The organism is Brevibacterium sanguinis (assembly GCF_003315415.1).
Classification (GTDB): domain Bacteria; phylum Actinomycetota; class Actinomycetes; order Actinomycetales; family Brevibacteriaceae; genus Brevibacterium; species Brevibacterium celere_A.
On sequence record NZ_QNSB01000014.1, the window covers coordinates 62,428 to 84,087 of the forward strand.

General features: G+C 69.9%; 15 protein-coding genes. 9 read left to right on the forward strand and 6 right to left on the reverse strand.

Going from position 1 to position 21,660, the window contains the following annotated elements; all coding sequences use genetic code 11:
• Positions 1–65 precede the first annotated feature (65 nt).
• From DFO65_RS15570 to DFO65_RS15590, 5 genes are all read left to right on the forward strand, one after another.
• Complete coding sequence (locus tag DFO65_RS15570; RefSeq protein WP_113905363.1) at positions 66–2,525, forward strand: glycogen/starch/alpha-glucan phosphorylase; 2,460 nt, start codon at positions 66–68, stop codon at positions 2,523–2,525.
• A gap of 105 nt (positions 2,526–2,630) precedes the next feature.
• Entirely contained in the window at positions 2,631–3,932 is a 1,302-nt protein-coding gene (glgC, locus tag DFO65_RS15575; protein WP_113905364.1) for a glucose-1-phosphate adenylyltransferase, read from the forward strand.
• 116 nt (positions 3,933–4,048) lie between these two features.
• On the forward strand, positions 4,049–5,515 hold the full coding sequence (gene glgA, locus DFO65_RS15580) for a glycogen synthase GlgA (RefSeq protein WP_113905365.1): 1,467 nt from the start codon (positions 4,049–4,051) through the stop codon (positions 5,513–5,515).
• Entirely contained in the window at positions 5,512–7,626 is a 2,115-nt protein-coding gene (glgX, locus tag DFO65_RS15585; RefSeq protein WP_113905366.1) for a glycogen debranching protein GlgX, read from the forward strand. Before glgA ends, glgX begins: the two co-directional genes overlap by 4 nt.
• Positions 7,627–7,636: 10 nt before the next feature.
• Complete coding sequence (locus tag DFO65_RS15590) at positions 7,637–9,412, forward strand: glycoside hydrolase family 13 protein (RefSeq protein ID WP_181778752.1); 1,776 nt, start codon at positions 7,637–7,639, stop codon at positions 9,410–9,412.
• 61 nt (positions 9,413–9,473) lie between these two features.
• On the opposite strand, the gene DFO65_RS15595 is transcribed toward DFO65_RS15590, so the two are convergent.
• The 5 genes from DFO65_RS15595 to DFO65_RS15615 all read right to left on the reverse strand — a co-directional run bounded on the left by DFO65_RS15595 (position 9,474) and on the right by DFO65_RS15615 (position 17,635).
• Positions 9,474–10,649 (reverse strand): MFS transporter, encoded by a 1,176-nt coding sequence (locus tag DFO65_RS15595; RefSeq protein ID WP_113905368.1) that lies wholly within the window; start codon positions 10,647–10,649, stop codon positions 9,474–9,476.
• Between the two features lie 75 nt (positions 10,650–10,724).
• The gene (locus DFO65_RS15600; RefSeq protein WP_113905369.1) at positions 10,725–12,005 is read right to left on the reverse strand and encodes a Wadjet anti-phage system protein JetD domain-containing protein; all 1,281 of its coding nucleotides are present in this window, start codon (positions 12,003–12,005) and stop codon (positions 10,725–10,727) included.
• A gap of 13 nt (positions 12,006–12,018) precedes the next feature.
• Positions 12,019–15,381, reverse strand: coding sequence for an ATP-binding protein (locus DFO65_RS15605; protein ID WP_245940824.1), 3,363 nt, complete (start codon positions 15,379–15,381; stop codon positions 12,019–12,021).
• A complete protein-coding gene (locus DFO65_RS15610) occupies positions 15,378–16,178 on the reverse strand; it encodes a DUF4194 domain-containing protein (RefSeq protein WP_113905370.1) in 801 nt (266 codons plus the stop codon). Before DFO65_RS15610 ends, DFO65_RS15605 begins: the two co-directional genes overlap by 4 nt.
• Complete coding sequence (locus tag DFO65_RS15615; RefSeq protein ID WP_113905371.1) at positions 16,175–17,635, reverse strand: DUF3375 domain-containing protein; 1,461 nt, start codon at positions 17,633–17,635, stop codon at positions 16,175–16,177. The genes DFO65_RS15610 and DFO65_RS15615 overlap by 4 nt, the downstream gene beginning before the upstream one ends.
• A 178-nt stretch (positions 17,636–17,813) precedes the next feature.
• On the opposite strand from DFO65_RS15615, the gene DFO65_RS15620 reads away from it, so the two are divergent.
• The 3 genes from DFO65_RS15620 to DFO65_RS15630 all read left to right on the forward strand — a co-directional run bounded on the left by DFO65_RS15620 (position 17,814) and on the right by DFO65_RS15630 (position 19,706).
• Entirely contained in the window at positions 17,814–18,422 is a 609-nt protein-coding gene (locus tag DFO65_RS15620; RefSeq protein ID WP_181778753.1) for a mycothiol-dependent nitroreductase Rv2466c family protein, read from the forward strand.
• A gap of 133 nt (positions 18,423–18,555) precedes the next feature.
• Positions 18,556–18,936, forward strand: a complete 381-nt coding sequence (trxA, locus tag DFO65_RS15625) for a thioredoxin (protein WP_113905373.1) — start codon at positions 18,556–18,558, stop codon at positions 18,934–18,936.
• 113 nt (positions 18,937–19,049) lie between these two features.
• Complete coding sequence (locus DFO65_RS15630; RefSeq protein ID WP_147233381.1) at positions 19,050–19,706, forward strand: hypothetical protein; 657 nt, start codon at positions 19,050–19,052, stop codon at positions 19,704–19,706.
• Between the two features lie 39 nt (positions 19,707–19,745).
• Here the strand turns inward: DFO65_RS15630 and DFO65_RS15635 are convergent, their stop codons facing one another.
• Positions 19,746–20,204: an Lrp/AsnC family transcriptional regulator gene (locus tag DFO65_RS15635; RefSeq protein WP_113905375.1), complete on the reverse strand. Its 459-nt coding sequence runs from the start codon at positions 20,202–20,204 to the stop codon at positions 19,746–19,748.
• Between the two features lie 112 nt (positions 20,205–20,316).
• Between DFO65_RS15635 and DFO65_RS15640 the strand changes: the two genes are divergently transcribed.
• Positions 20,317–21,573 (forward strand): MalY/PatB family protein, encoded by a 1,257-nt coding sequence (locus DFO65_RS15640; protein WP_113905376.1) that lies wholly within the window; start codon positions 20,317–20,319, stop codon positions 21,571–21,573.
• Positions 21,574–21,660 lie beyond the last annotated feature (87 nt).

Genomic DNA, 21,660 nt, shown 5'->3' on the forward strand with positions numbered 1-21,660 from the left:
CACCTATGATGAGATCCAGTGCGGGTTCCGGATCGGGACCCGGCCCCTTCAGGTACAGGAGACCCATGTCAGAGAGCCTCGACGAAGTGCGCAGCGACCGACACGAGTCCACTGCCCTGCCGGAGTCCACGGCCCTGCCCGCGCCTACTGCCGCGAGCCTCCGGGACGCACTGCTCCACCACCTGCGCTTCACCGTCGGCACCACCCCGGAGCGCGCCTCGGCGTTCGACTGGCGCATGGCGGTGTCGCACACGATCCGCGACCGGGCGGTCGACCCGTGGTTCGAATCCGTTCGACGCACCGAGGCCGAGGACCGCAAGCGCGTCCACTACCTGTCGATGGAGTTCCTCATCGGGCGCATCCTCGAGGACGCCGCGATCAACCTGGGCCTGCGGGACACGATCGACGAGGTGCTCGACGGCTTCGGCCTCAGCTTCACCGAGATCGCCGAGGGCGAACCCGATGCGGCCCTCGGCAACGGCGGCCTCGGCCGGCTCGCCGCGTGCTACCTGGAGTCGATGGCGACTGTCGGCTGCCCCGGCTACGGCTACGGGCTGCGCTACGAGCACGGCCTGTTCGAGCAGAGCTTCGAGAACGGCCGCCAGGTCGAGACGCCGGAGAACTGGCTGGCCACCGGCAACCCCTGGGACTTCACGCGCCCGGAGACCGCCTACCGGGTCGGGTTCGGCGGCGAGGTCATCGAGGAGGGCGGACGCCGGATCTGGGTTCCGCGAAGCCGGGTGCTCGCCGCCGCGCACGACACCCCGGTCGTCGGCTACGGGGCCCGGTGGGCGAACACCCTACGCCTGTGGGCGGCGATGCCCGGTGCCGAGCTCTTCGACCTCGACCGCTTCAACGCCGGCGACTTCGCCGCGGCCTCCGAGGCTGAAGCGCTCGCCCGCAGCCTCACCCGCGTCCTCTACCCCAACGACACGACCGACGGCGGCAAGCAGCTGCGACTGTCGCAGGAGTACTTCCTCTCCTCCGCCTCGGTGCAGGACATCCTCGCCCGCCACCTCGGCGCGCACGATGACCTCCGCCGCCTGCCCGAGTCCGTCGCGATCCAGATGAACGACACCCACCCCGCGATCGCGGGTCCCGAGCTCATCCGGCTCCTCGTCGACGAGCACGGATTCGGCTTCGACGCGGCCGCCGGCATCGCCACCCAGGTACTCGGCTACACCAACCACACCCTGCTGCCGGAGGCGCTCGAGCGCTGGACGGTCGGCCTCATGCGCCACGTGCTGCCGCGCCACCTGGAGATCATCGAGGGACTCGACACCCAGTTCGTCGAGCTCCAGGGAGAGCGGCCCGACCCCGTGCGGCTCATCGGCGGCGATCAGGTGAACATGGGCGACCTGGCATTCGCCGTCAGCCACAAGGTCAACGGCGTCTCCGCGCTCCACACCGACCTCGTCCGGAAGGACCTCTTCCCCGTCCACGACGAACTGCATCCCGGCCGCATCGTCAACATCACCAACGGCATCACGCCGCGGCGGTGGCTCAAGCTCGCCAATCCCGCCCTGTCCGAGCTGATCACCGACACGATCGGCAGCGGGTGGGAGACCGACCTCGACCGGTTGCGCGGACTCGAGCAGCACGCCGACGATCCGGGATTCCAGGAGGCGTTCGGTCGGACGAAGCGCCTGGCGAAGGTCCGCTTCGCCGACTGGCTCGCCGCCGAGCACGATATCGAGGCGCCGCTCGACGCGCTGTTCGACGCCCAGGTCAAGCGCCTGCACGAGTACAAGCGCCAGCTGCTCAACATCCTGTGGACGATCGCCCGCTACCAGCGGATCAAGCGCGATCCCGGAGCCGGGTGGGTGCCGCGGGTGAAGATCTTCGGCGGCAAGGCCGCACCCAGCTACGACACGGCCAAGGAGATCATCCGCCTCATCAACGACGTCGCCCGGATCGTCAACGACGACCCCGAGACCAGGGACCTCCTGCGCGTCATCTACCCGCCGAACTACGGCGTGTCCATGGCCCAGAAGCTCATCCCCGCCTCCGATCTCTCCGAGCAGATCTCCACCGCCGGCATGGAGGCCTCGGGCACCGGGAACATGAAGTTCGCGCTCAACGGCGCGCTCACGATCGGCACCCTCGACGGGGCCAATGTCGAGATCCGCGAGCACGTCGGCGCCGGCAACTTCTTCCTCTTCGGACTCACCACTGACGAGGTCGCGGCACGCAGGTCCGAAGCCGATCACGCCCGCACCGCGATCATGGCCAGCCGACCGCTGCAGGACGTGCTCCAGTCCGTCGCGGAGGGAGCGTTCAGCCCCGACGAGCCGCACCGTCATGGGAGACTCGTCGACCTGATGTGGAACAGCGACTGGTTCCTCGTCGCCTCGGACTTCGACGCCTACGACTCCGCTCAGGACGAGGTCGATCGCGCCTACCGGGACTCCCACCACTGGCAGCGCATGGCGATCCTCAACATCGCCCGCATGGGTCACTTCAGCTCCGACCGTTCGATCCGGGAGTACATGAGCCGGATCTGGGACATCCCCGCGGCGCTGTAGGTCCGCACCATTGCACGCTCGTCCGACGCCTCGGCACCCGATGGTGCCGCGCGGCGGAGTTCCGTGGTTGGATTGGACCAGTATCCTGCGGACGAAGGAGTCGAGATGGTCAATGGTTCTCGGAACCACACGGACAGTCCCTCAGGGGCGCACCTGCGTCTCAGCAGCCAGGCCATGGCATTCGTCCTGGCCGGTGGCCGCGGCAGCCGGCTGGAGGAGCTCACCGACAGGCGCGCCAAGCCCGCGGTCCACTTCGGCGGGAAATCTCGCATCATCGACTTCCCGCTGTCGAATGCCCTCAACTCCGGGATCCGCAAGATGGCGATCGCCACGCAGTACAAGGCGCACTCGCTGATCAGGCACGTGCAGCGGGGTTGGGGCTTCTTCCGCGCCGAACGCAACGAATACCTCGACATCCTGCCGGCAAGCCAACGCGTCGCCGAGAACAAGTGGTACCTGGGGACCGCCGACGCCGTCACGCAGAACATCGACATCGTCGACGACTACCAGGTCGAGTACGTCATCGTGCTCGCCGGCGACCACGTCTACAAGATGGACTACGAGGTCATGCTCCATCAGCACGTCGAGACCGGTGCCGATGTCACGGTCGGCTGCCTGACCGTCCCCCGCGAGGAGGCCTCGGCCGTCGGCGTCATGGACGTCGACGAGACCGGCCGGATCGTCGACTTCCTCGAGAAGCCGGCCGACCCGCCGGGCATGCCCGACGACCCGGACATGGCGCTCGCATCGATGGGCATCTACGTCTTCGACTGGGACTTCCTCCGCGACCTGCTGCTCGCCGACGCCGAGGACACGAACTCGAGCCACGACTTCGGCCATGACCTCATCCCCGCGATCGTGCGGAACGGCAGCGCCTACGCCCACCGGTTCAGCGAGTCCTGTGTGATGAGCGGCCTGGAGACCGAACCCTACTGGCGCGACGTGGGCACGATCGACGCCTTCTGGCAGGCGAACATCGACCTCACCGAGTTCGTGCCCGCCCTCGACCTCTACGACAACGAATGGCCGATCTGGACGTACTCCGAACTGGCCCCGCCCGCCAAGTTCATCCACGACGACGAGGGGCGACGCGGGCAGGCGATCCAGTCGCTCGTCTCGGGCAACAGCATCATCAGCGGCGCGGACGTGCACAACTCCCTCCTGTTCACCGGCGCCCGTGTCCACTCCTACGCCTCCCTCGACCACGTCGTCTCCCTGCCCTACGTCGACGTGGGTCGCGGGGCTCGGATCACCCGAGCCGTGCTCGACAATCGGGTCCGCATTCCCGCCGGCCTCGTCGTCGGAGAGGATCCGGAGGAGGACGAGAAGTGGTTCCGGCGGACCAAGGACGGCATCGTGCTCATCACCCAGCCGATGCTCGACCGCCGCGCCGCCGCCCTCGAATGAATCGTCGAGGCGGGACCGCCCTCGAATGAATTGCCGAGGCGGTTCCCGTCCCCGCATCGCCGGTGACCGACGATGCCGGTCCCACCGCTCAGAACCCGTGAAGAGAAAGGGTCCCCATGTCGCACGACCATCGTCGGGTGCTGTCCGTGGCCTCGGAATGCGCACCGCTGCTGAAGACGGGCGGTCTGGCCGACGTGGTCGGCGCCCTGCCCGCCGCCTTGGCCGAGTACGGCTGGCAGTCGCGGATCCTGCTTCCCGCCTATCGGGGCATCCTCGACCAGGTCGGCCACACGGACGAGGTCTGGCACGACGAGGACCTCCACGGCGGTCGTGCGGTCGTGCGCTCCGGCGCCCATCAGGGACTCGACCTGCTCCTGCTCGACGCCCCGCACCTGTTCGACCGCCCCGGCGGACCGTACACCGTCGACGGACACGATCACCCGGACAACCCTGTGCGCTTCGCCGCGCTGTCCTGGGTCGGCGCCCAGCTCGCCCTCCACGGCACGGTCGAGGGCTGGCGGCCCGACATCGTCCACGTCCACGACTGGCAGTCCGGCCTCGTGCCCTCGTACCTCAGGTACGCGGGCTCGGCCGTGCCGACGCTCCTGACGATCCACAACATCGCGTTCCAGGGACTGTTCGGCCCCGACCAGCTCGACCGCCTGCGCCTGCCGACGTGGGACTTCCATCCCGAGGCACTCGAGTACCACGGGCAGGTCAGCACCCTCAAGGCGGGAATGGTCCACGCCTCGCAGGTCACGACCGTCAGCCCCACCTACGCCGAGGAGCTCACGACCCCGGAGTTCGGGTTCGGCCTCGAGGGCGTCGCCCGCATGCGGCGCGACCGGGGCGAGATGACCGGGATCCTCAACGGCATCGACACGACCGTCTGGGATCCGGCGGCCGATCCCGCCGTCCTCCCCTATTCCGCCGACGACCCGGCCGGGAAGGCCGCGAACCGCCGCGCCCTGCTCGACGAGTTCTTGCTCGGCGAGCCCGCCGGTCCGCTCGCGGTCGTCGTCACCAGGCTCACGCATCAGAAGGGCGTCGACCTGCTGCTCGACGCGCTGCCGCGGTTCGTCGAGGCGGGTGGGGCGGTCGTCGTCCTCGGCTCCGGCGACCCGGGCTATGAGCACGACCTCGGTGTGCTCGCCTCCCGCTTCCCCACCTCGGTGGGGGTGCGCATCGGATACGACGAACCGCTGAGCCACCGCATGTACGCCGGCGGTGACCTCGTCCTCGTGCCCTCCCGCTTCGAACCGTGCGGACTCACCCAGCTGTACGGGCTGCGCTACGGGGCCGTGCCCGTGGTGGCCGCGACCGGTGGGCTGCGCGACACCGTCATCGATGCGACCGACGAGAACCTCGCGAACGGCTCGGCCACCGGGTTCACCTTCGGCGACCGTCGACTGGGCGGGACCGTCGACGCGGGCGGGTTCGGCTTCGCCCTCGGACGTGCCGTCGACTTGTTCGCCGACCGCGACGCCTGGAGGCGACTGCGCGATCGCGCGATGCGCGAGCCCGTCGACTGGGGCACCTCGGCGCAGCGCTACTGTGAACTGTTCGACGAGATGATGCGATGACCGACCGCGGTCGCCGCGAGGTGACAGCCGGCAGATCCTGGCCGCTCGGGGTCACGGTCGACGGGGACGGGGTGAACGTCGCGGTGTGGGCACCGGAGGCCACCGAGGTGACGCTGTGCCTCTTCGCCGAGGATACCGCGGAGGTGCGGGTGCGTCTGCCGTACCGTGACGGGGATGTCCGGCACGCGCACGTCTCGCGGGTCGCCGTCGGCACCCGCTACGGTCTGCGCGCCGACGGCCCCCACAGCCCGGGCGAGGGACTGCGGTTCAATCCGCACAAGCTGCTCGTCGATCCCTATGCGCGACTGCTCGATTCGCCGGTGCGCTGGGATCCGCTGATGTCGGGCTGCGAAGTCGGCCCCGGCGATCTCGTCAGGGACCGGCGCGACAGCGCACCGGTGGTGCCCAAGGGCGTGGTCGTCGGCCCGCCACGCGGACCGGATCCCACCCTCAACCGCCCGCATCATGCCCTGGCCGATCTCGTCGTCTACGAGACCCATCTCAAGGGGATCTCGGCCGTCCATCCCGGCGTGCCCGAGGAGCTTCGCGGCACCTATGCCGGCATGGCGCATCCGGTGGTCATCGACCATCTGCGGACCCTGGGCGTCAACGCCGTCGAGCTCCTCCCGGTCCAGGCGTTCCTCGACGACCGGCACCTCGTCGAGAAGGGGCTGAGGAACTACTGGGGCTACCAGCCGATCGCCTGGTTCGCGCCGGAACCGCGCTTCGCCCGGCGGGCCGAGGATGCCGACGCCGAGCTCCGCGCCCTGGTCCACACCCTGCACGAGGCGGGGATCGAGGTCATCGTCGACGTCGTCTGCAACCACAACGGCGAAGGCGATGAGCACGGCCCGACGCTCAGCCTCCGCGGTCTGCACAATCGGGGCTACTTCCGACTCAACGACGATGGGCGCCACTACGTCAACGACACCGGGACGGGCAACACCCTGGCCGTCGACCGGCCCATGGTCCTGCGCCTGGTCCTCGACAGCCTCCGTCACTGGGTCGAGCACTACGGCGCCGACGGGTTCCGCTTCGATCTGGCGGCGGCCGTCGGGCGCACCGCGGGCGGCTTCGACCCGACGGGACCGTTCTTCCAGGCCGTGCGGCAGGATCCCGTCCTCGCCGGGGTCAAGCTCATCGCCGAGCCGTGGGACCTGGGGCCGGGCGGCTACCAGCTCGGGCACTTCAGCCATCCGTGGTCGGAATGGAACGACCGGTTCCGCGACGGGGTGCGCAGGGCCTGGCGCGGTGACCCCCTCGGTCAGGTGGGGCTGGCCTCGGCACTGCTCGGCTCCGCGGGACTGTTCGATCACTCGCATCGCGGCGCCACCGCGTCGATCAACTTCGTGACCGCCCACGACGGCTTCACGCTGGCCGACGTCGTGTCCTATGCGGGCAAGCACAACGAGGCGAATCTCGAGGACAACCGCGACGGTCATGACGACAACCACACCGACAACCTCGGCGTCGAAGGTCCCAGCGATGACGAGCGGATCCGCTCCCGGCGCGCCCGGCGGGTGCGAGGAATGCTCACGACCCTGCTCGTCTCCCAGGGGGTGCCGATGCTGCTCGCCGGTGACGAGCTCGGCAACAGCCAGAACGGCAACAACAACGCCTACGCGCAGGACAACCCGATCGGCTGGATCGACTGGTCCTCCCCCGATGCCGACCTGGCGGCATTCGTCCGCCGCGTCATCGCCGTGCGCCGCCGCCTCCCCGTGCTGCGTCAGCGCTCGTTCCTCCACGGCAATGTGCGTGCCGACGGCCACCAGGACGTCATCTGGCGCCGCGCCGACGGTGAGGTCCCGACAGCCGAGGACTGGCACGATCCCGAGTTCCGTCTCATCGCCGCTCAGCTGCGTGGGGCGGCCGGAGATCCCGACGGCGAGGCGATCGGGGACGTCGTCCTCGTCGTCCTCAACGTCGGCGACGACGCCGAGGTGCGTCTGCCCGAAGCCCCAAGCTGGCACCTCGAGGTCGACTCCGCCCGCCCCGCGGCCGCCGGCCCCGTCCGCGATCCCTATCCCGTCCTCGCCCAGTCGGTCGTCGTGATGTCCGTCGACTCCGATCGTCACCCCGACTCCGATCGTCACCCAGGCTCCCGCTGAAAGGAATCCCGTGACCCAGCACTCCCCCTCCCGCGGTCCTCTCCACCCCTCCGCCGAGACCGCCGAGTGGTGGCGCAGCGCCGTCATCTACCAGGTGTACCCGCGGTCCTTCGCCGACGCCGACGGCGATGGGATCGGAGACCTCCCGGGCATCACGGCGAAGCTCGACCACCTGCGCGAGCTCGGGGTGGATGCCGTGTGGATCTCGCCCTTCTACCCCTCTCCGCAGGCCGATGCCGGATACGACGTCTCCGACTACTGCGACGTCGATCCACTGTTCGGGACCCTCGCCGACGCCGACGCGCTCATCTCCCGTGCCCACGAGCTGGACCTGCGGATCATCGTCGACCTCGTGCCCAACCACACCAGCGACCAGCACCCCTGGTTCCGGCGCGCGCTGACCGCCGGTCCCGATTCGCCGGAGCGCGACTGGTACCTGTTCCGCGACGCGAACCCCGAGGACCCGGAGCGGCCGCCGAACAACTGGGAGTCGGTGTTCGGCGGACCGGCCTGGTCGACGACACCCGACGGACAGTGGTATCTGCACCTCTTCGACTCCTCGCAGCCCGACCTCAACTGGGCGAACCCGCAGGTGCGGGAGGCGTTCGAGGATGTCCTGCGGTTCTGGCTCGATCGCGGGGTCGACGGATTCCGCGTCGATGTCGCCCACGGCCTCGTCAAGGCGGCCGGCTTGCCGGACGCCGCCCAGACGACCGAGGAGATGCAGGGCGACGGGATGGCGACAGGCGCTGCCCCGTACTGGGACCAGGACGGGGTGCACGAGATCTACCTCGACTGGCGTCGGCTCCTCGACGAGTACCCGGGCGAGCGGGTGCTCGTCGCCGAGGCATGGGTGCAGCCCTATGCCCGGATCGCCCGTTACGTCCGCCCCGGGGAGTTCCATCAGGCGTTCAACTTCTCCTTCCTCGATGCTTCGTGGGACGCGCCGGCGCTGCGGGAGTGCATCGAGGAGTCGTTCCGCGCGAACGACGTCGTCGGCGCCCCGACCACCTGGGTGCTGTCGAACCACGATGTCATCCGCCCGGCCACCCGGCTCGCCCTCGACCCCGAGCACTTCACCTCTCAGCTCGGCGCCGCCGTCCCCGCGCCCGATCGCGAGCTCGGCGCCCGCCGCGCACGGGCGGCCACCACGGCGATGCTCGCCCTGCCGGGCAGCGCCTACCTCTACCAGGGTGAGGAGCTGGGCCTGTTCGAGGTCCTCGACCTCCCCGAGGAGGTGCGCCAGGACCCGACCTTCCACCGCACCTCCGGGCGGCGGCTCGGCCGCGACGGCTGCCGGGTGCCGATCCCCTGGGAGCGCGGGGCTCCCGCCTTCGGCTTCAGCGAGTCCGGAGCCGCCTGGCTGCCCCAGCCCGCCGGCTACGGCGATCTCGCCGTCGATCAGCAGAAGGGCTGCGGGAGTTCGCACCTGGAGCTCGTCCGCCGGCTCCTCGCCCTGCGCGCCGAGCGCGGCCTCGGCACCGGATCCTTCGATTTCGTCGACCCCCGCCCGGACTCCTCGGCCGAGGGGTCCGACGCCGCCGCTGCCGGCTCCGCCGCGGCTGCCGATTTCAGGGACGGTTCGACCGGCGGCACCGCGGCAGGACCGTGCGCGGACATCCTCGCGTTCGACGTGACGGCCGCGGTCGGCACCACGCGGGTCGTGCTCAACCTCGGCGCGACGGCGTGGCCGATTCCCGCGGACGCCGAGGTCCTCGCCGCCAGCGATCCCACGGTCACCGACCGGGTGCCGACCGACTGCGCCGTGTGGCTCGCGATCGGGTGAGACCGCGCGACGGGCCGGACGGCCGCGCGTTCTCGGGAGCGACAGAGGCAGACCGCGCCGCTCACGTCCGGGTGGAGAGCAGCGTGGCGGCGGTGAGCACGGCGGCCATCGCGAGGGCCATCACCGGATAGCCGCCGAGAACACCGGCGAGCGCGGGACCGGCCACGGGCGCGAGCGCGGTCAGCGCCGTGATCGGGGCGATGAAGACGCCGTTGACGGCCCCGAAGTTCGCCGTTCCCCACCGGTCGGCGACGGCCGTCGCCTGAAGCAGGGTGAGGCAGCCACGGACACCTCCGCAGACCATCGCGATGCCGACGAGCAGCCACAGCGGACCCGGCACGAAGGCGAGCAGCCACAGCCCCGTCGCCCCGCACGCGAAGAGCACGATCATCCGGCCTCGAGGCGAGGTCCGCTTGGCCAGGCCGAGGTAGCCGACGCGACCGGCCACCTGCCCGAACCCGACGAGCCCCAGCGCGATCGCCGCCGGCCCGAAGCCGGCTCCGCGGTGGATGAGCAGGGGGATGATGTTGATCGTCACCGCGAACAGGGTGAACGTCGCCAGGGCCATCGCGATCTGCAGGAGGATGAACCTCGGCGTCCGGGTCACTGCCCGGATCTGTCCGCGCCGATCGGCCGCCGAGGTGTCCTCCCTGACCGCAGCCGCCTCGTCGGTCCAGCGGCGGTTGAGGAAGAGCCCGTGCATCGGGACGGCGAGGACGGCGAGGATGCCGGCCATGACGACGTAGGACATCCGCCAGCCGAGGGTGTCGAGGAGGAAGGCGATGATCGGCGCGAACACCGTCGAGGCCAGCCCTCCGACCAGGGTGAGCAGCGTCAGCGGCTTGACCCGCTCGGTCCCGTACCAACGGGTGATGACGGCGAACGCGGGCGGGTAGAGGGTCGCCGACTGGGCGAAACCGGCCAGCAGCCAGGCCGCGAAGAACACGACGAGGTTCGGCGACCATGCCACCGTCAGCAGGGCGAGCACTCCGATGAGCGAACCGGTGGTCATGACGAGGCGCGGGCCGTGCGCGTCGAGGATCCGGCCGACGCGGATGCCTGCGAGCGCCGAGACCACGAGGCCCGCCGAGAGGGCCGCGGTGATCGTCGTCAGGCTCCAGCCCGTGTCCGCGGCGATCGGGGTCGCCGCGACCGGCAGCGAGTAGTAGAGGAGCCCCCAGCTGGCGAGCTCGGCGATGCAGAGGGCGAGCAGGCCGCCGCGTGGCCGATCGGTCATCGGCGTCCGTCCTCTGTGCCTCTCACGGTTCCACCCTACTCAATGCCAGGTGGGAGCGGGTGAGGCAGCGCCTTCTCAGCTGCTCGCCACCTCCATGATGACCTCGAGCGCGCGGGCCCAGGGGATGCGCTCCTGTTCCAGGCGGACATTCCCCTCGGCACGCAACCGGTCGAGGGCTCGCTGTTCGCTGCCGGTGAGGGCGGTGACCCGACCGGTGAACGGCTTGGGCTCGCTCACCCACAGGTCACGATGCGCCAGCAGGGTGTCCTCGTCCATGAGGAATGAGCGCACCTCGGGGACATGGCTGCGCAGGCGGCCGAGGATCGCGAAGCCGTGTGAGTCGAGGTCACCCCAGTAGAGCATCCTCGCCGAGGCGGCCCACGGGATCCGCGCCACCGCATCCACCGCGTACCCGGAGCCGTGGACGGCGACGACGCCCGGCAGGTCCGGCAGCGCCAGCACGGTTTCGAGGTTCTCGACCACGAGCACCGTGTGCGGTGACACCGGCAGCTCGGCGAGCTGGTCGACCGGGGAGCTGAGATCGCGCAGTCCTCCCGGTCGCATTCCCGGGTCGCAGATGCGGATCCGCACGGTCGCCTCGGCATCGAGGATGTCGAGCTCAGCCGGCGCATGCGTGAGGCCGAGCAGGGCGGTGACCAGGGTGCGGTGGCGGCCGAACCATTTCGAGTCGACTCCGCGGATCGGCAGCTGCCGCGGTCGCATCGTGCCCAGCGGATGCGTCGCGAGCCAGTCGACGACGTCGAGGACGGTCGTGAACTCCTCGTCGCCGAGGCCGAGGAGCGGTTTCGCCTGGGCTCGGATGACGGCCGCGAAGTCGTGGGCACCGGACTCGCTGGGAGCCCGCATGGATGGCCCGGGCCCGCCGGGACCTGACAGGGGCGCGTCGGGCTCGCCGGGACCTGGCACGACAGGGTGCGATGGGCCGGGCCAGCGGGTGCGGATCGCGGCAGCCCGGTCACGGAGTCGGCGCCAGTCCCGGAGGGTCTGTCCGCCGACGAACGCGGCGAGGTCGTCGGGAGAGCCCACGGTGAGGCGGACGGGAACGTCCTGGCGGCCGACGGCCCGCCACGAGCGCGGCTCCCAGTCGATGCTCACCCGGTGCCGCCGCTCGGCCTCGCGCCAGTCACGTGCCCACGACTCGGCCGCCGCCTGATCGGCGAGCACCTGCTTCTGAGTGGGCGGACGCAGCCCGAGGTGGAAAGCGGGAGGAGAACTCCGCCCGCGCCCGTCCTCACCGTCGGCCACCACCGCGATCGCCGCCTCGGCGACCCACACGGCGAGGTTCCTGCGCAGGCGGACGCCGGCGGTGTCGCGCGCCTCCTCGACGGTGATCACGAATCCTCGCCTTTCAGTCCTCGCCCCAGGTCATCGTCGCCACCAGCGACTTCTGCCGGCTCGGGTTCTCCACCGAGGTGGCCGCCCCGACATAGGGCTCGATCGTCTGGAGCAGCTTCTGCGGGGTGGCCAGCACCATGTGGAAGCCGAACTCGATGAAGATGTCGAGAGCCATGCGGGTGTAGCGGGTGTCGGCCTTGTCGAACGCCTCGTCGAGGATGATCGTGCCGTACCTCGACACCGGCTCGTCGGGGTCAGCCAACTGATAGCGCAGCGCGGCGGCGAGGCAGAAGATGACGAGCTTCTGCTGCTGCCCGCCCGACATCGCCGCTCCGGAATCGTAGGTCGCGTGGGCCTTGCCGGTCTCGTCGATCTCCTCGGCGAGGAAGCTCACGTGCTGCCGGGTGTCGAGGCAGACGGTGCGCCACGTCCGGTCGACGTGCTCGCTCGAGGCGAAGCGCCGCATGATCTCCGCCAGAGTGGCGTACTTGGCCTCGGCCGCGGCCATGTCCTCGTCGCCCCAGCTGCCTTCGGCGACCGTCCGCAGGGAGTCGATGAATGCGGTGACCGTCTCCGAGCGTCGCGTCTTCACCTTGAGGCGGAGGAACCGGCCCTCGTCGAACTTCGAGCGCAGCAGGGAGGAGTTGATCGGTTCGACCCGCTCGGTGATCTCCCGCGGGGCCGAGAGGATCTCGCCGAGGAGTTCGCCGATGAGATCGCGTGAGCGCTGCCGGAGCAGGTCCCGGAAGCGGTGCTCGTGGTCGGGCAGGCCGTGGGCGCTGATCTCGTCGAGCATCCGCAGGTAGGCGCCGCGATCGGCGACGTCGGCGGTGAGGTCGGAGGCGACCGAGCTCCACCGTGCCTTGAATTCGGCGGCGAGCCTCGTCACCGCCGAGGCGGCTCCGCTCGCCTGGTTCTGCGAGCGGTCGCGCTCCTCCTGCAGTGTCTGGGAGACCTGGGCGGCGACGTCGGCGAGGTCGTCGCGGGTGATCCGGCGCTGGACGCGGCGGAAGCGGGAGTCGAGTTCGGCGGCGACGGAATCGTCCACCTCGGCGATCTCGCCTGCGGCGATGGCGCGCTCGAGGCGCTCGACCTGGGCGCGGAGCGCGTCGAGTTCCTCACCGGCGCGTCTCTTCGCATAGTCGGCCTCGCGCGCGGCGTCCTCGGCGGCCTCCTTGCGGGCCCGGGCCTCTCGCTCGGCGGCGATCGCCGTCTGCAGATCGCCGTCGGCGGTCTCGAGTTCGCGCAGCTGCCGCTCCAGCGCCTCGACCGCGGCCTCGGCTCCCTGCCGGTCGACGTCGCGCCAGGACTGCTCGCGCACGCCGGCGAGGATGCCGATGCGCCGCTGCGCCCGGGCCTGCGCGGCGCCGGCCGCGGTGACGACCTCCTCGGCGGCGGCGAGCTCCTGCTGCGCCTTGGTCAGCTGCTCGATGAGGGCCTCGAGCTTCGACTCGCGGTTGCCGAGCACCCACTGGCTGCGGTCGTCGATGCGGCGGCGGTCGTCCTTCTCGTACCGGGTGCGCGAGGTCTTGATCTGCCCGGCCAGCGTGACGGCGCGGGGATGGTCGTCGAGTTCGGACAAGGTGTCGACGCACGCGACGTCGAAGCGCTCGGACAGCGTCCACGACACCCAGTCCCCGAACGTCGACTCCGCCACCGTCACCTTGTTGACCAGCGACTTCTCACTGCGCGCGGGCTTCGGCGCGGGAGGGGAGGCGGGGATCTCCTCGAACACCAGCCGGGCCCTGATCCGGTGGCCGTCGACCCAGGACCGCACGGTCGACAGATGCTCGGTGCGCACGAGGACGGTGAGCGCCAGCGGCCGCAGCACGCGTTCGATCGCTCCGGTCCACTGTGCCCAGCGCGGGTCGACCTCGATGAGCTCGGCGACGAAGGGCAGGCTCGACTCGCTCAGCCCGCACCCCTCGGCCAGTGCCCAGCGGACCTCGAGGAGGGCCGTCGGCACGGTCGATCCGGAGCGGCGCAGGGAGTCGATGTCGGCCTCGAGGGCCTTGACCCGGCTGCGGGCGGCGGAGAATCGGTCGTGCTCGGCATGGCTCGCCCCGGTCTCCTCGAGGCCGGCTTCGAGGGTCCGGGCGATCTGCGCCTGGAGCTCGGCGAACTCCGCCGAGGTGGTCGGCGCCTCGTCGATGCCGGCCTGGGCGAGCTGGCGGGCGAGCGTCGCCCACCGTTCGGCGACCCCGCGGCGGGCGTTCTCCGCCTCCTCGATGCGCTGCTGGAGGTGCTCGGTCTCGGCCCCGCCGAGGTCGAGGGTCGCCCGGTGCGCGAGATCGTAGTCGTCGATCGCCAGGCGCTTCTCGGTGTGCGCCCGTTCCGCGGCGACCTCGAGGTCGACGAGCTTCTCGGCCAGGCTCGCGGCATCGGCGCGCAGCAGGTCGAGTTCGCGCCGTCTCTGGTAGGGGCGCAGGCTGCCGGTGAGCTCGAGCGCTTCCGCGGCCGCGGCGTGCGCGCGTTCGTAGACGGTCGCTGCGGATTTGAGCTCGGTGAGGTGGTCGCGCTGCTCGCGCAGCTGGACGACGTGGTCGTGGGCGTCCTTGAGGTCGTCGAATTGGGCCAGCGCGGTCTCGGCGAGGGCGAAGGTGCCGGGCTCCTCGAGCATGTGGTCGCGGAAGAGCTGGTCGAGGCTGTCGAGGCTCTTCGCCGACTGGGTCTTGTGGAGCAGCTGGAGGGCGGACTCGCCGGCCATGCCGAAGATCTTGCGCATCCGCGCGTAGAACCGGGCGTGCGAGCCGTTCGAGGTGACCAGAGCCTCGGGGCGATCGGATTTGAGCGCCCGGGTGGCCAGTCCGTTCTGCGCGTACTGCTGGAGATCGGCGAGGTCGAGGCCGGTCTGCTCGCACAGGCACAGGTCGCTGATGTCCGAGGTCCGGGTGCCGCTGCCCTTGAGGAAGAAGAGTCGGCACAGGGTGAGCTCGCCGTCGGCCCCGTCGCTGTAGCGCAGGAGGATGCCCGAGAACGTCGCGCGCGGACGCAGGTACTTGCTCACGACCCGGTCCTCGGTGTCATCGGTGGTCCGCGTCCAGGCTCCGCGGATGTAGCTGACGAGGCTGCGCTGATCGCTGCGGGCGCCGGCGGACTGCGCGGCGACGTTGAATCGCAGCCATTTGTCGGGGGTGAGGACGGCGGCGATCGCGTCGAGGAGCGAGGACTTGCCCGAACCGGACGGTCCGGTGATGAGGTGGCCGCGGCAGGCAATGGGGATCCGATGGATCGAGTCGGAGAACGTCCCCCAGTTGGCGATCTGGACCTCGGCCAGCCGCCACTGGGCTCCGACGTCGGGACGCGCTCCGGGGCCGGGGAGCTCGGCTGCGGGGAGCATCGACGGGTCGAGGTCGAAGAGGGGCTGCTCGATCATTCCGCGTCCTCCCCGGCGTCGGCGGCTGAAACCGTGTCGGTGTCAGTCGTGTCGTCGCTGCTGTCCGCGACGGCATCCTCGCCGAGGTGGTCCCCGACTCCGCTCTCCCCCACGGCAATCCGCCGGTAGACCTCGGTGAGTTCGCGGACCCGGTCCTCGTCGACGAGGAAGCGGACCATCGGCGAGATCTCGTAGCGGCCCTCGCCTGCCTTGTGGAGGACGCGCAGCTTGTTGCTCATCCGCGTCCATGCCGCGTTGAGGTTGCGCAGGAACGTCGACTCATCGCCTCGGCGGTAGATCTCGAGGCGCTCGAAGACCTCCTCGCGGTCGATGATGACGCGCTTCTCCCCCGGCGCGGCGAGGAGGAGCTGGCGGAGGACGAGGAGCATCGCGGTGTCGATGAAGGTCAGCCTCTCACTGCGCACGGCCGCCGGGACCTCGATCTCCTCGGTGAGCACCTTGCGGGTGAAGGCGAACTCGTCGACCTTGTCGATGACAAGGTCGAGGAAGAGCTCGTGCAGACGGGAGCGGACGAGGTCCTCGTCGGCGACGAGGGCCGACCACAGCTGCGGGCTCTGCGCACCCGAGACGTAAGGTCCCTTGAGCAGTTCGAGCAGCACTCGACGGGTGCGCTCCCCGAGCACCCCCGTGTCACCGGTCCACAGGCCGCCAGGCCCCTGGGTCTCCTCGGCGGACCCGGGCACGACGGACGCGGCGGAGGTGCCGGCGACACTCGCCCCCGCGGACGGGTCTCCGGCGGCGGTCGCGTCGGCGGTGGACGTGGAATCAGTGCTCATGCGGAGATGTCCTCGGTGAAGAAGTGGCGGCGGACGGACGCCGAGCGGGACCGTCCGTCCACTCCCGTCCAGGTCAGGTCGTCGACCGTCTCGGGGTCGAGGCGACCGTGGGTGGCGGCCAGCGAGAGCAGGCCGACGACGCTCGCCAGGCCCCGGGTGGCCGGGTGACGGTCGAGCACCTCGGCGACGGAGACCTCCGACGCGGTCGTGAGGGCGTCGTTGACGTTGTCGATGAGCTCGGAGAAGTCGATCTCGGACTCCCGGGCGACGGCCTTGAGCTCCTCGAGGTCGAAGCTCGCCTCTGCGGCCTCGGTGAGGGCGGCCCCGGCGTCGAACTCCTCGGGGTCGTGGAGGCTGACCTCTCCGGCGCTCGACATCGGCACGGTCGAGAGCTCGAGGCTCAGCCCGAGGTCCTCGTACGGTCGGCGCACCTCGGCGACGGGAGCGGCGGCGGCGAGCGCGTCCTGGAGCAGAGTGCGCATGAGCCGGTCGCGCTGGAACTCGTGGGAGTGGACGTAGCGGCGCAAGCCGCGGGCGAACTCGGTGAGGATGTCCTGGACCTCGCGGGAGCCGTCCTTCATCTGCCGCATGAGCGAGCGCAGCGCACGGCGGGTCTCGAGGTCGAGGACGACGGCGAAGTCCCGGTCGAGGATCGCCGCGATGTCCTCGTCGAAGGCCGCCGAGGACTCGGGGTCGCGGATGAGGGCGGAGAAGGCGGCGAAGGTCCGGCCCTCGTCGCTCGACTCGATGAGGTCGACGCCGCGGAACACCTCGTCGAGGACGTGGCTCTGCGTCTCGTCGACGTTGAGGATCGAGGTCCGCAGCTCCTGGTTGAGCTCCTCGAACCGGGCCCGGACCCGGGCGAAGTCCGCGGGCAGGCCCTGCGCCTGCGCGAGGATGTCATTGACGCGTTCCGTCGCGCGTCTGCGGTCGAGCGTCGCGCGCGGGTCGCCGCGGCGGACCCGGGCGATCTCGGCGTCGATGCGGCGGCGCTGCGCCTCGAGGGACTGCAGGCGGCGCGAGGTGTCCGGGTCGGTGTCGATCGCGAGCTGACGCACCGCTTGGGCCAGGCTGACCAGGCGCGACTCGGTGGCGGTCTGCGGCGGGGTCCGCAGCTGCTCGAGGATGCGGATCGCGTCGAAGCCGGCGGCGGAGAGCTCGTAGGTCTCCCCGCGCGCCGAGGTGGCCGGCCGGCGGATGATGATCTCCGCTCGCCGCCAGTCGTCGCAGTAGGCCTTCGCGGTGCGCGTCGAGAGGTCGAAGTGGTCGCGCAGAACCTCGAGGTCGGCGTCGATGGCCTCGTGGAGGTCCTCGGCGAGGATGCGGGTTCCCGGTTGCCCGAGGTGGGCGTCGAGGGTCGCGGCCATGACCGCGAGGTGGTCGGCCCGCAGCATCCGCAAGGTCGCATTGTCGTCGAGCAGACGGCGATAGGCGAGCGCGGAGGAGAGTGCGGACATGGATTCCATTGTCGCGCAGCCGTGCAGGCGGTGCGAATCGGGTGGCGGCGAGAGACGGTCCGTCAGATCACGGGTCCCGCCGGAAACCCTCCTCCGCGGCGCCCGGTCCGCCCCTAGACTGGTGCCCAGAGTCGGCCTACGACACCGACCGGCGACAGCGACAGAGAAGGAGCATCTCATGCAGCAGCCGTCGACGATCGACTTCTGGTTCGATCCGATCTGTCCGTTCACCTGGGTGACCAGCCGGTGGATCACCGACGTCGCCGCTCAGCGGGGATGCACCGTGAACTGGAGGTCCTTCAGCCTCAAGGTGCTCAACTCCACCCCTGGGAACGAGGACACCTCCGAGGAGCACCGGCAGGGTCATCGGATGGGGCGCGTCGTCGTCCGTGCCCGGCGGGACCACGGCGAGGAGCCGATCGCCGCGCTCTATTCCGCGCTGGGTCAGCGGCTTCATCCGGGAGGTCGCGACGACGTCGACGCGATCATCGCCGAGGCGCTCGCCGAGGCCGGTCTCCCCGCACAGCTCGAGGACGCCGCGGACGACGAGAGTCTCGATGCCGATCTCGAGTCGAGCACCCGGGATGCCCTCGGCCTCACCGGCTCAGGTGTCGGGCTGCCGATCCTCCGCCTCGGCGAGCGCGAACGCGCCTACTTCGGCCCGGTGTTCACCCGCAGGCCGGCGGGCGAGCAGGCGCTCGAGCTCTTCGACGCCTACGTCACCCTCACCGGCCACGAGCACTTCTTCGAACTCAAACGGGAGATCACAGGACGGCTGGAGTTCTGACCGGCCGGGATTCTCTCCGGCCGGGACTCTGAGGGGATGCGGAGACAATGGCCCTTGGCCTCGGGGTGATGACTGTGACACGCTGGATGGGAACGATGACCGAGAACCCCGATGAGAACGGACCATCGCAGCCATGAGCACAGTCGCCCTCACCGAGCAGAACTTCACCAACACGATCTCCACCGACGACATCGTCCTCGTCGACTTCTGGGCCGAGTGGTGCGGCCCGTGCCGGTCGTTCGCCCCCACCTTCGAGGCCGCCTCCGAAGCGCACCCCGACATCACCTTCGGCAAGGTCGACACCGAGGCCGAGCAGTCGCTGGCGGCCGCGGCGCGGATCTCCTCGATCCCGACGCTCATGGCCTTCCGTGAGCAGGTGCTCGTGTTCTCCCAGCCGGGAGCGCTTCCCGCCCCGGCCCTCGACGACCTCATCGCGCAGGTCAAGGCCCTCGACATGGATGCGGTGCGGGCCGAGATCGAGAAGGAGCAGGAGTCCCAGCAGCCGGAGCAGTGACCGGCTCCGAAGCGGGTTCACTCCGCTCCGGTGTCATTCCGTGAACCCGGCACAGTCGGTGAGCCCGGAATAGGCGGAGTCGCGCCACACCGAGTGGCCGATACACTGCAAGCATGCCCGACACTCCGCGACCTCGGACCGAGGCAGCCCCATCGTCCCCGCAGACGGAGGAGTATCTCCGTCTCGTGCTCGGTCCGCTGCCGAAGCGAGCGGAGCGCTGGTCCAATGCCTACCTCACCGTCACTTGTCTCGTCCCGGTCCTGCTCATCGTCTTCCTGCTCGGCTCGCTCGCCCTCACCGGCGGGCAGGTCTCCCCGTCTGGCAGCCCGAAGTGGGAAGCGCCGTTCCGCCACCCCCTGTTCCCGCTCCCACTGATCGCATGCCTGACGATCGCCGGAGCGTCGGCGGCCCTCTCGATCGTCCAGTTCGCGATTCGCACCGAGCTGCCTTCACGGGTCTGGATGGGGTACTTCCGGGTCAATCTCGCCGCGGCGGTCGCGACGGTGGCGATGGCGTTCCTCGCTCCCGACCATTCGGCTTCCGGTGAGCCGTCCCCCTCTGCTACCGGGCTTGCCACGATCGGCGATCAGTGGATCGCCGCGATCCCATTCCTCGCCCTCACCGTCGTCGTCGTGATCGTCTCGTTCGTCAAGGAGGTCCACGAGCGGAAGCTCGCCCCACCCCGAGCGCCGGAGGCGGACCCTGGGTTCCAACGCACGCGGCTGCTGGGCAGCACCCCTCCGCGTGACCAGCGGCGACGTCACCGCTGATGGGCGGCTCGTCGAAGGAGTGCTCTGGCCGCCGGCCGTTCACCGCTCGCGCAGGAGCGGCAGGGGCCGAGGGGCGATGACCTCCTTCATCACCATCGTCGACTTCATCCCCCGCACTCCGGGCAGCTTGCTCAGCACCTCGTCATAGAGCCGCTGGTAATGCGTCTTGTCCACCGCGACGATGCGGATGAAGTAGTCGGGCTCGCCGAAGAGCCTGTGGGCCTCGATGATCTCCGGAACCTCGGCGATCGCGGTGTCGAACTCATGGATGGCCCCGGCCCCGCGCAGAGTCGCGAAGGCGATGACCTCGAAGCCGAAACCGGACTTCCCGGCATCGACCATTCCGCGGAATCCGCGGATCACCCCTGCCTCCTCGAGCTCGCGCACTCGGCGCTGGCAGCGGGAGACGCTCAGCTGCACCCGGCGTGCGAGTTCGGTGAAGGTGATTCGCCCGTCTTCCTGCAGCAGCGAAAGAATTTTGCGGTCAATGGCATCCATGCGTGCGATCTTAGCCCTGATGCGACGTTTCAGGGCTGAAGTGGCGAACACCTTGCCCCGACTTTCCCATAGCCTGATCTCATCCACCACCACTGCAGACAGGACCCACCCCATGAGCGTCGATTCCGCGCCGAACACCTCCACTCCGCCCACCTCCGACTCCCTCTCGCATCCGGATTTCGACGAAGTCGTCGACCGTCGCAGCAGCAACTCGATGAAGTGGCTCGCCGGGCCACGCATGCTCACCGCAGAGCAGGCCGCGGCCTACCCGCTGCCCATGTGGGTCGCCGACACCGACTTCAAGGCCCCGCAGGCTGTCGTCGACGCCCTTCACACCGCCGTCGACCACGGAGTCTTCGGCTACCCGGCAGGCCCCACCCCGAGCTATCTCGCCGCCGTCGCCGGCTGGCAGTCCAGGCGCTTCGGCTGGACGATCGACACGGATTGGGTGACACCGGCCGCAGGCATCATCACCAGCCTCAAGGTGGCCGTGCAGGCGTTCTCCTCTCCCGGGGACTCGGTCCTCATGCAGCCGCCGGTGTACTCGCACTTCCACGACGACGTCCGCCTCAACGGGCGGATCCCCGCGTTCGCCCCGCTCGAGCGGACCGAGACCGGATACCGTTTCGACCCCGAGGTGTTCGAGGCCGCGATCCGCCCGAACACGAAGCTCTTCATCCTCAGCCACCCGCACAACCCCACGGGCAATGTCTGGAGCGAGGACGAGCTGCGCACGATGGGAGAGATCTGCGCCCGGCATGGAGTCCTCGTCGTCTCCGATGAGATCCACGAGGACCTCATCATGAACCCGGACAAGCGCCACATCCCGTTCGCCTCGCTCAGTGAGGAGTTCGCCGCCAACTCCATCACGTGCACCGCCCCGTCGAAGACCTTCAACCTGCCGGGACTGCAGTGCGCGAACACGATCATCCCGAACCCGGAGATCCGCGCCGAGTTCCGGCGCGCCTACGAACGGAACATGTTCCCCCTGGTCAATGTCCTGGGGATGGTCGCCTGTGAGGCCGCCTACACCCACGGTGAAGCCTGGGTCGACGACCTCGTCGCCTATGTCCGTGCCAATCACGAGCACTTCGCGGCCGAGGTCAACGCCCGGATCCCCGAGATCACCGTGATTCCGGCCGACTCCCTCTACCTCGCGTGGATGGACTGCCGCGGACTGGGCATGGATGCCGAAGAACTGCAGGACTTCATGCTCACCGAAGCGCGGATCTGGTTCGATCAGGGCCAGAAGTTCAGCCTCGAGGGCCACGGATACATGCGCGTCAACCTCGGCTGCCCGCGCTCGACAGTCGACGAGGCGATCGAGCGACTCGTGGCCGCCGTCGACGCCTGGAGGGCTGCTCACTGAGCCTCGTGCCGAATCGGCCCTGAGGACTCACCTCAGAGAACCACTTCACCGCACCGCCATCCGAGTGCGGGGCCAATGCGCCCCGTG

Coding starts and splice junctions, on each gene's coding strand:
- DFO65_RS15570 (WP_113905363.1), top strand. CDS start 66: ATGTCAGAGAGCCTCGACGAAGTGCGCAGCGACCGACACGAGTCCACT.
- glgC (WP_113905364.1), top strand. CDS start 2,631: ATGGTCAATGGTTCTCGGAACCACACGGACAGTCCCTCAGGGGCGCAC.
- glgA (WP_113905365.1), top strand. CDS start 4,049: ATGTCGCACGACCATCGTCGGGTGCTGTCCGTGGCCTCGGAATGCGCA.
- glgX (WP_113905366.1), top strand. CDS start 5,512: ATGACCGACCGCGGTCGCCGCGAGGTGACAGCCGGCAGATCCTGGCCG.
- DFO65_RS15595 (WP_113905368.1), bottom strand. CDS start 10,649: ATGACCGATCGGCCACGCGGCGGCCTGCTCGCCCTCTGCATCGCCGAG.
- DFO65_RS15605 (WP_245940824.1), bottom strand. CDS start 15,381: ATGATCGAGCAGCCCCTCTTCGACCTCGACCCGTCGATGCTCCCCGCA.
- DFO65_RS15610 (WP_113905370.1), bottom strand. CDS start 16,178: ATGAGCACTGATTCCACGTCCACCGCCGACGCGACCGCCGCCGGAGAC.
- DFO65_RS15615 (WP_113905371.1), bottom strand. CDS start 17,635: ATGTCCGCACTCTCCTCCGCGCTCGCCTATCGCCGTCTGCTCGACGAC.
- DFO65_RS15620 (WP_181778753.1), top strand. CDS start 17,814: ATGCAGCAGCCGTCGACGATCGACTTCTGGTTCGATCCGATCTGTCCG.
- trxA (WP_113905373.1), top strand. CDS start 18,556: ATGAGCACAGTCGCCCTCACCGAGCAGAACTTCACCAACACGATCTCC.
- DFO65_RS15630 (WP_147233381.1), top strand. CDS start 19,050: ATGCCCGACACTCCGCGACCTCGGACCGAGGCAGCCCCATCGTCCCCG.
- DFO65_RS15635 (WP_113905375.1), bottom strand. CDS start 20,204: ATGGATGCCATTGACCGCAAAATTCTTTCGCTGCTGCAGGAAGACGGG.
- DFO65_RS15640 (WP_113905376.1), top strand. CDS start 20,317: ATGAGCGTCGATTCCGCGCCGAACACCTCCACTCCGCCCACCTCCGAC.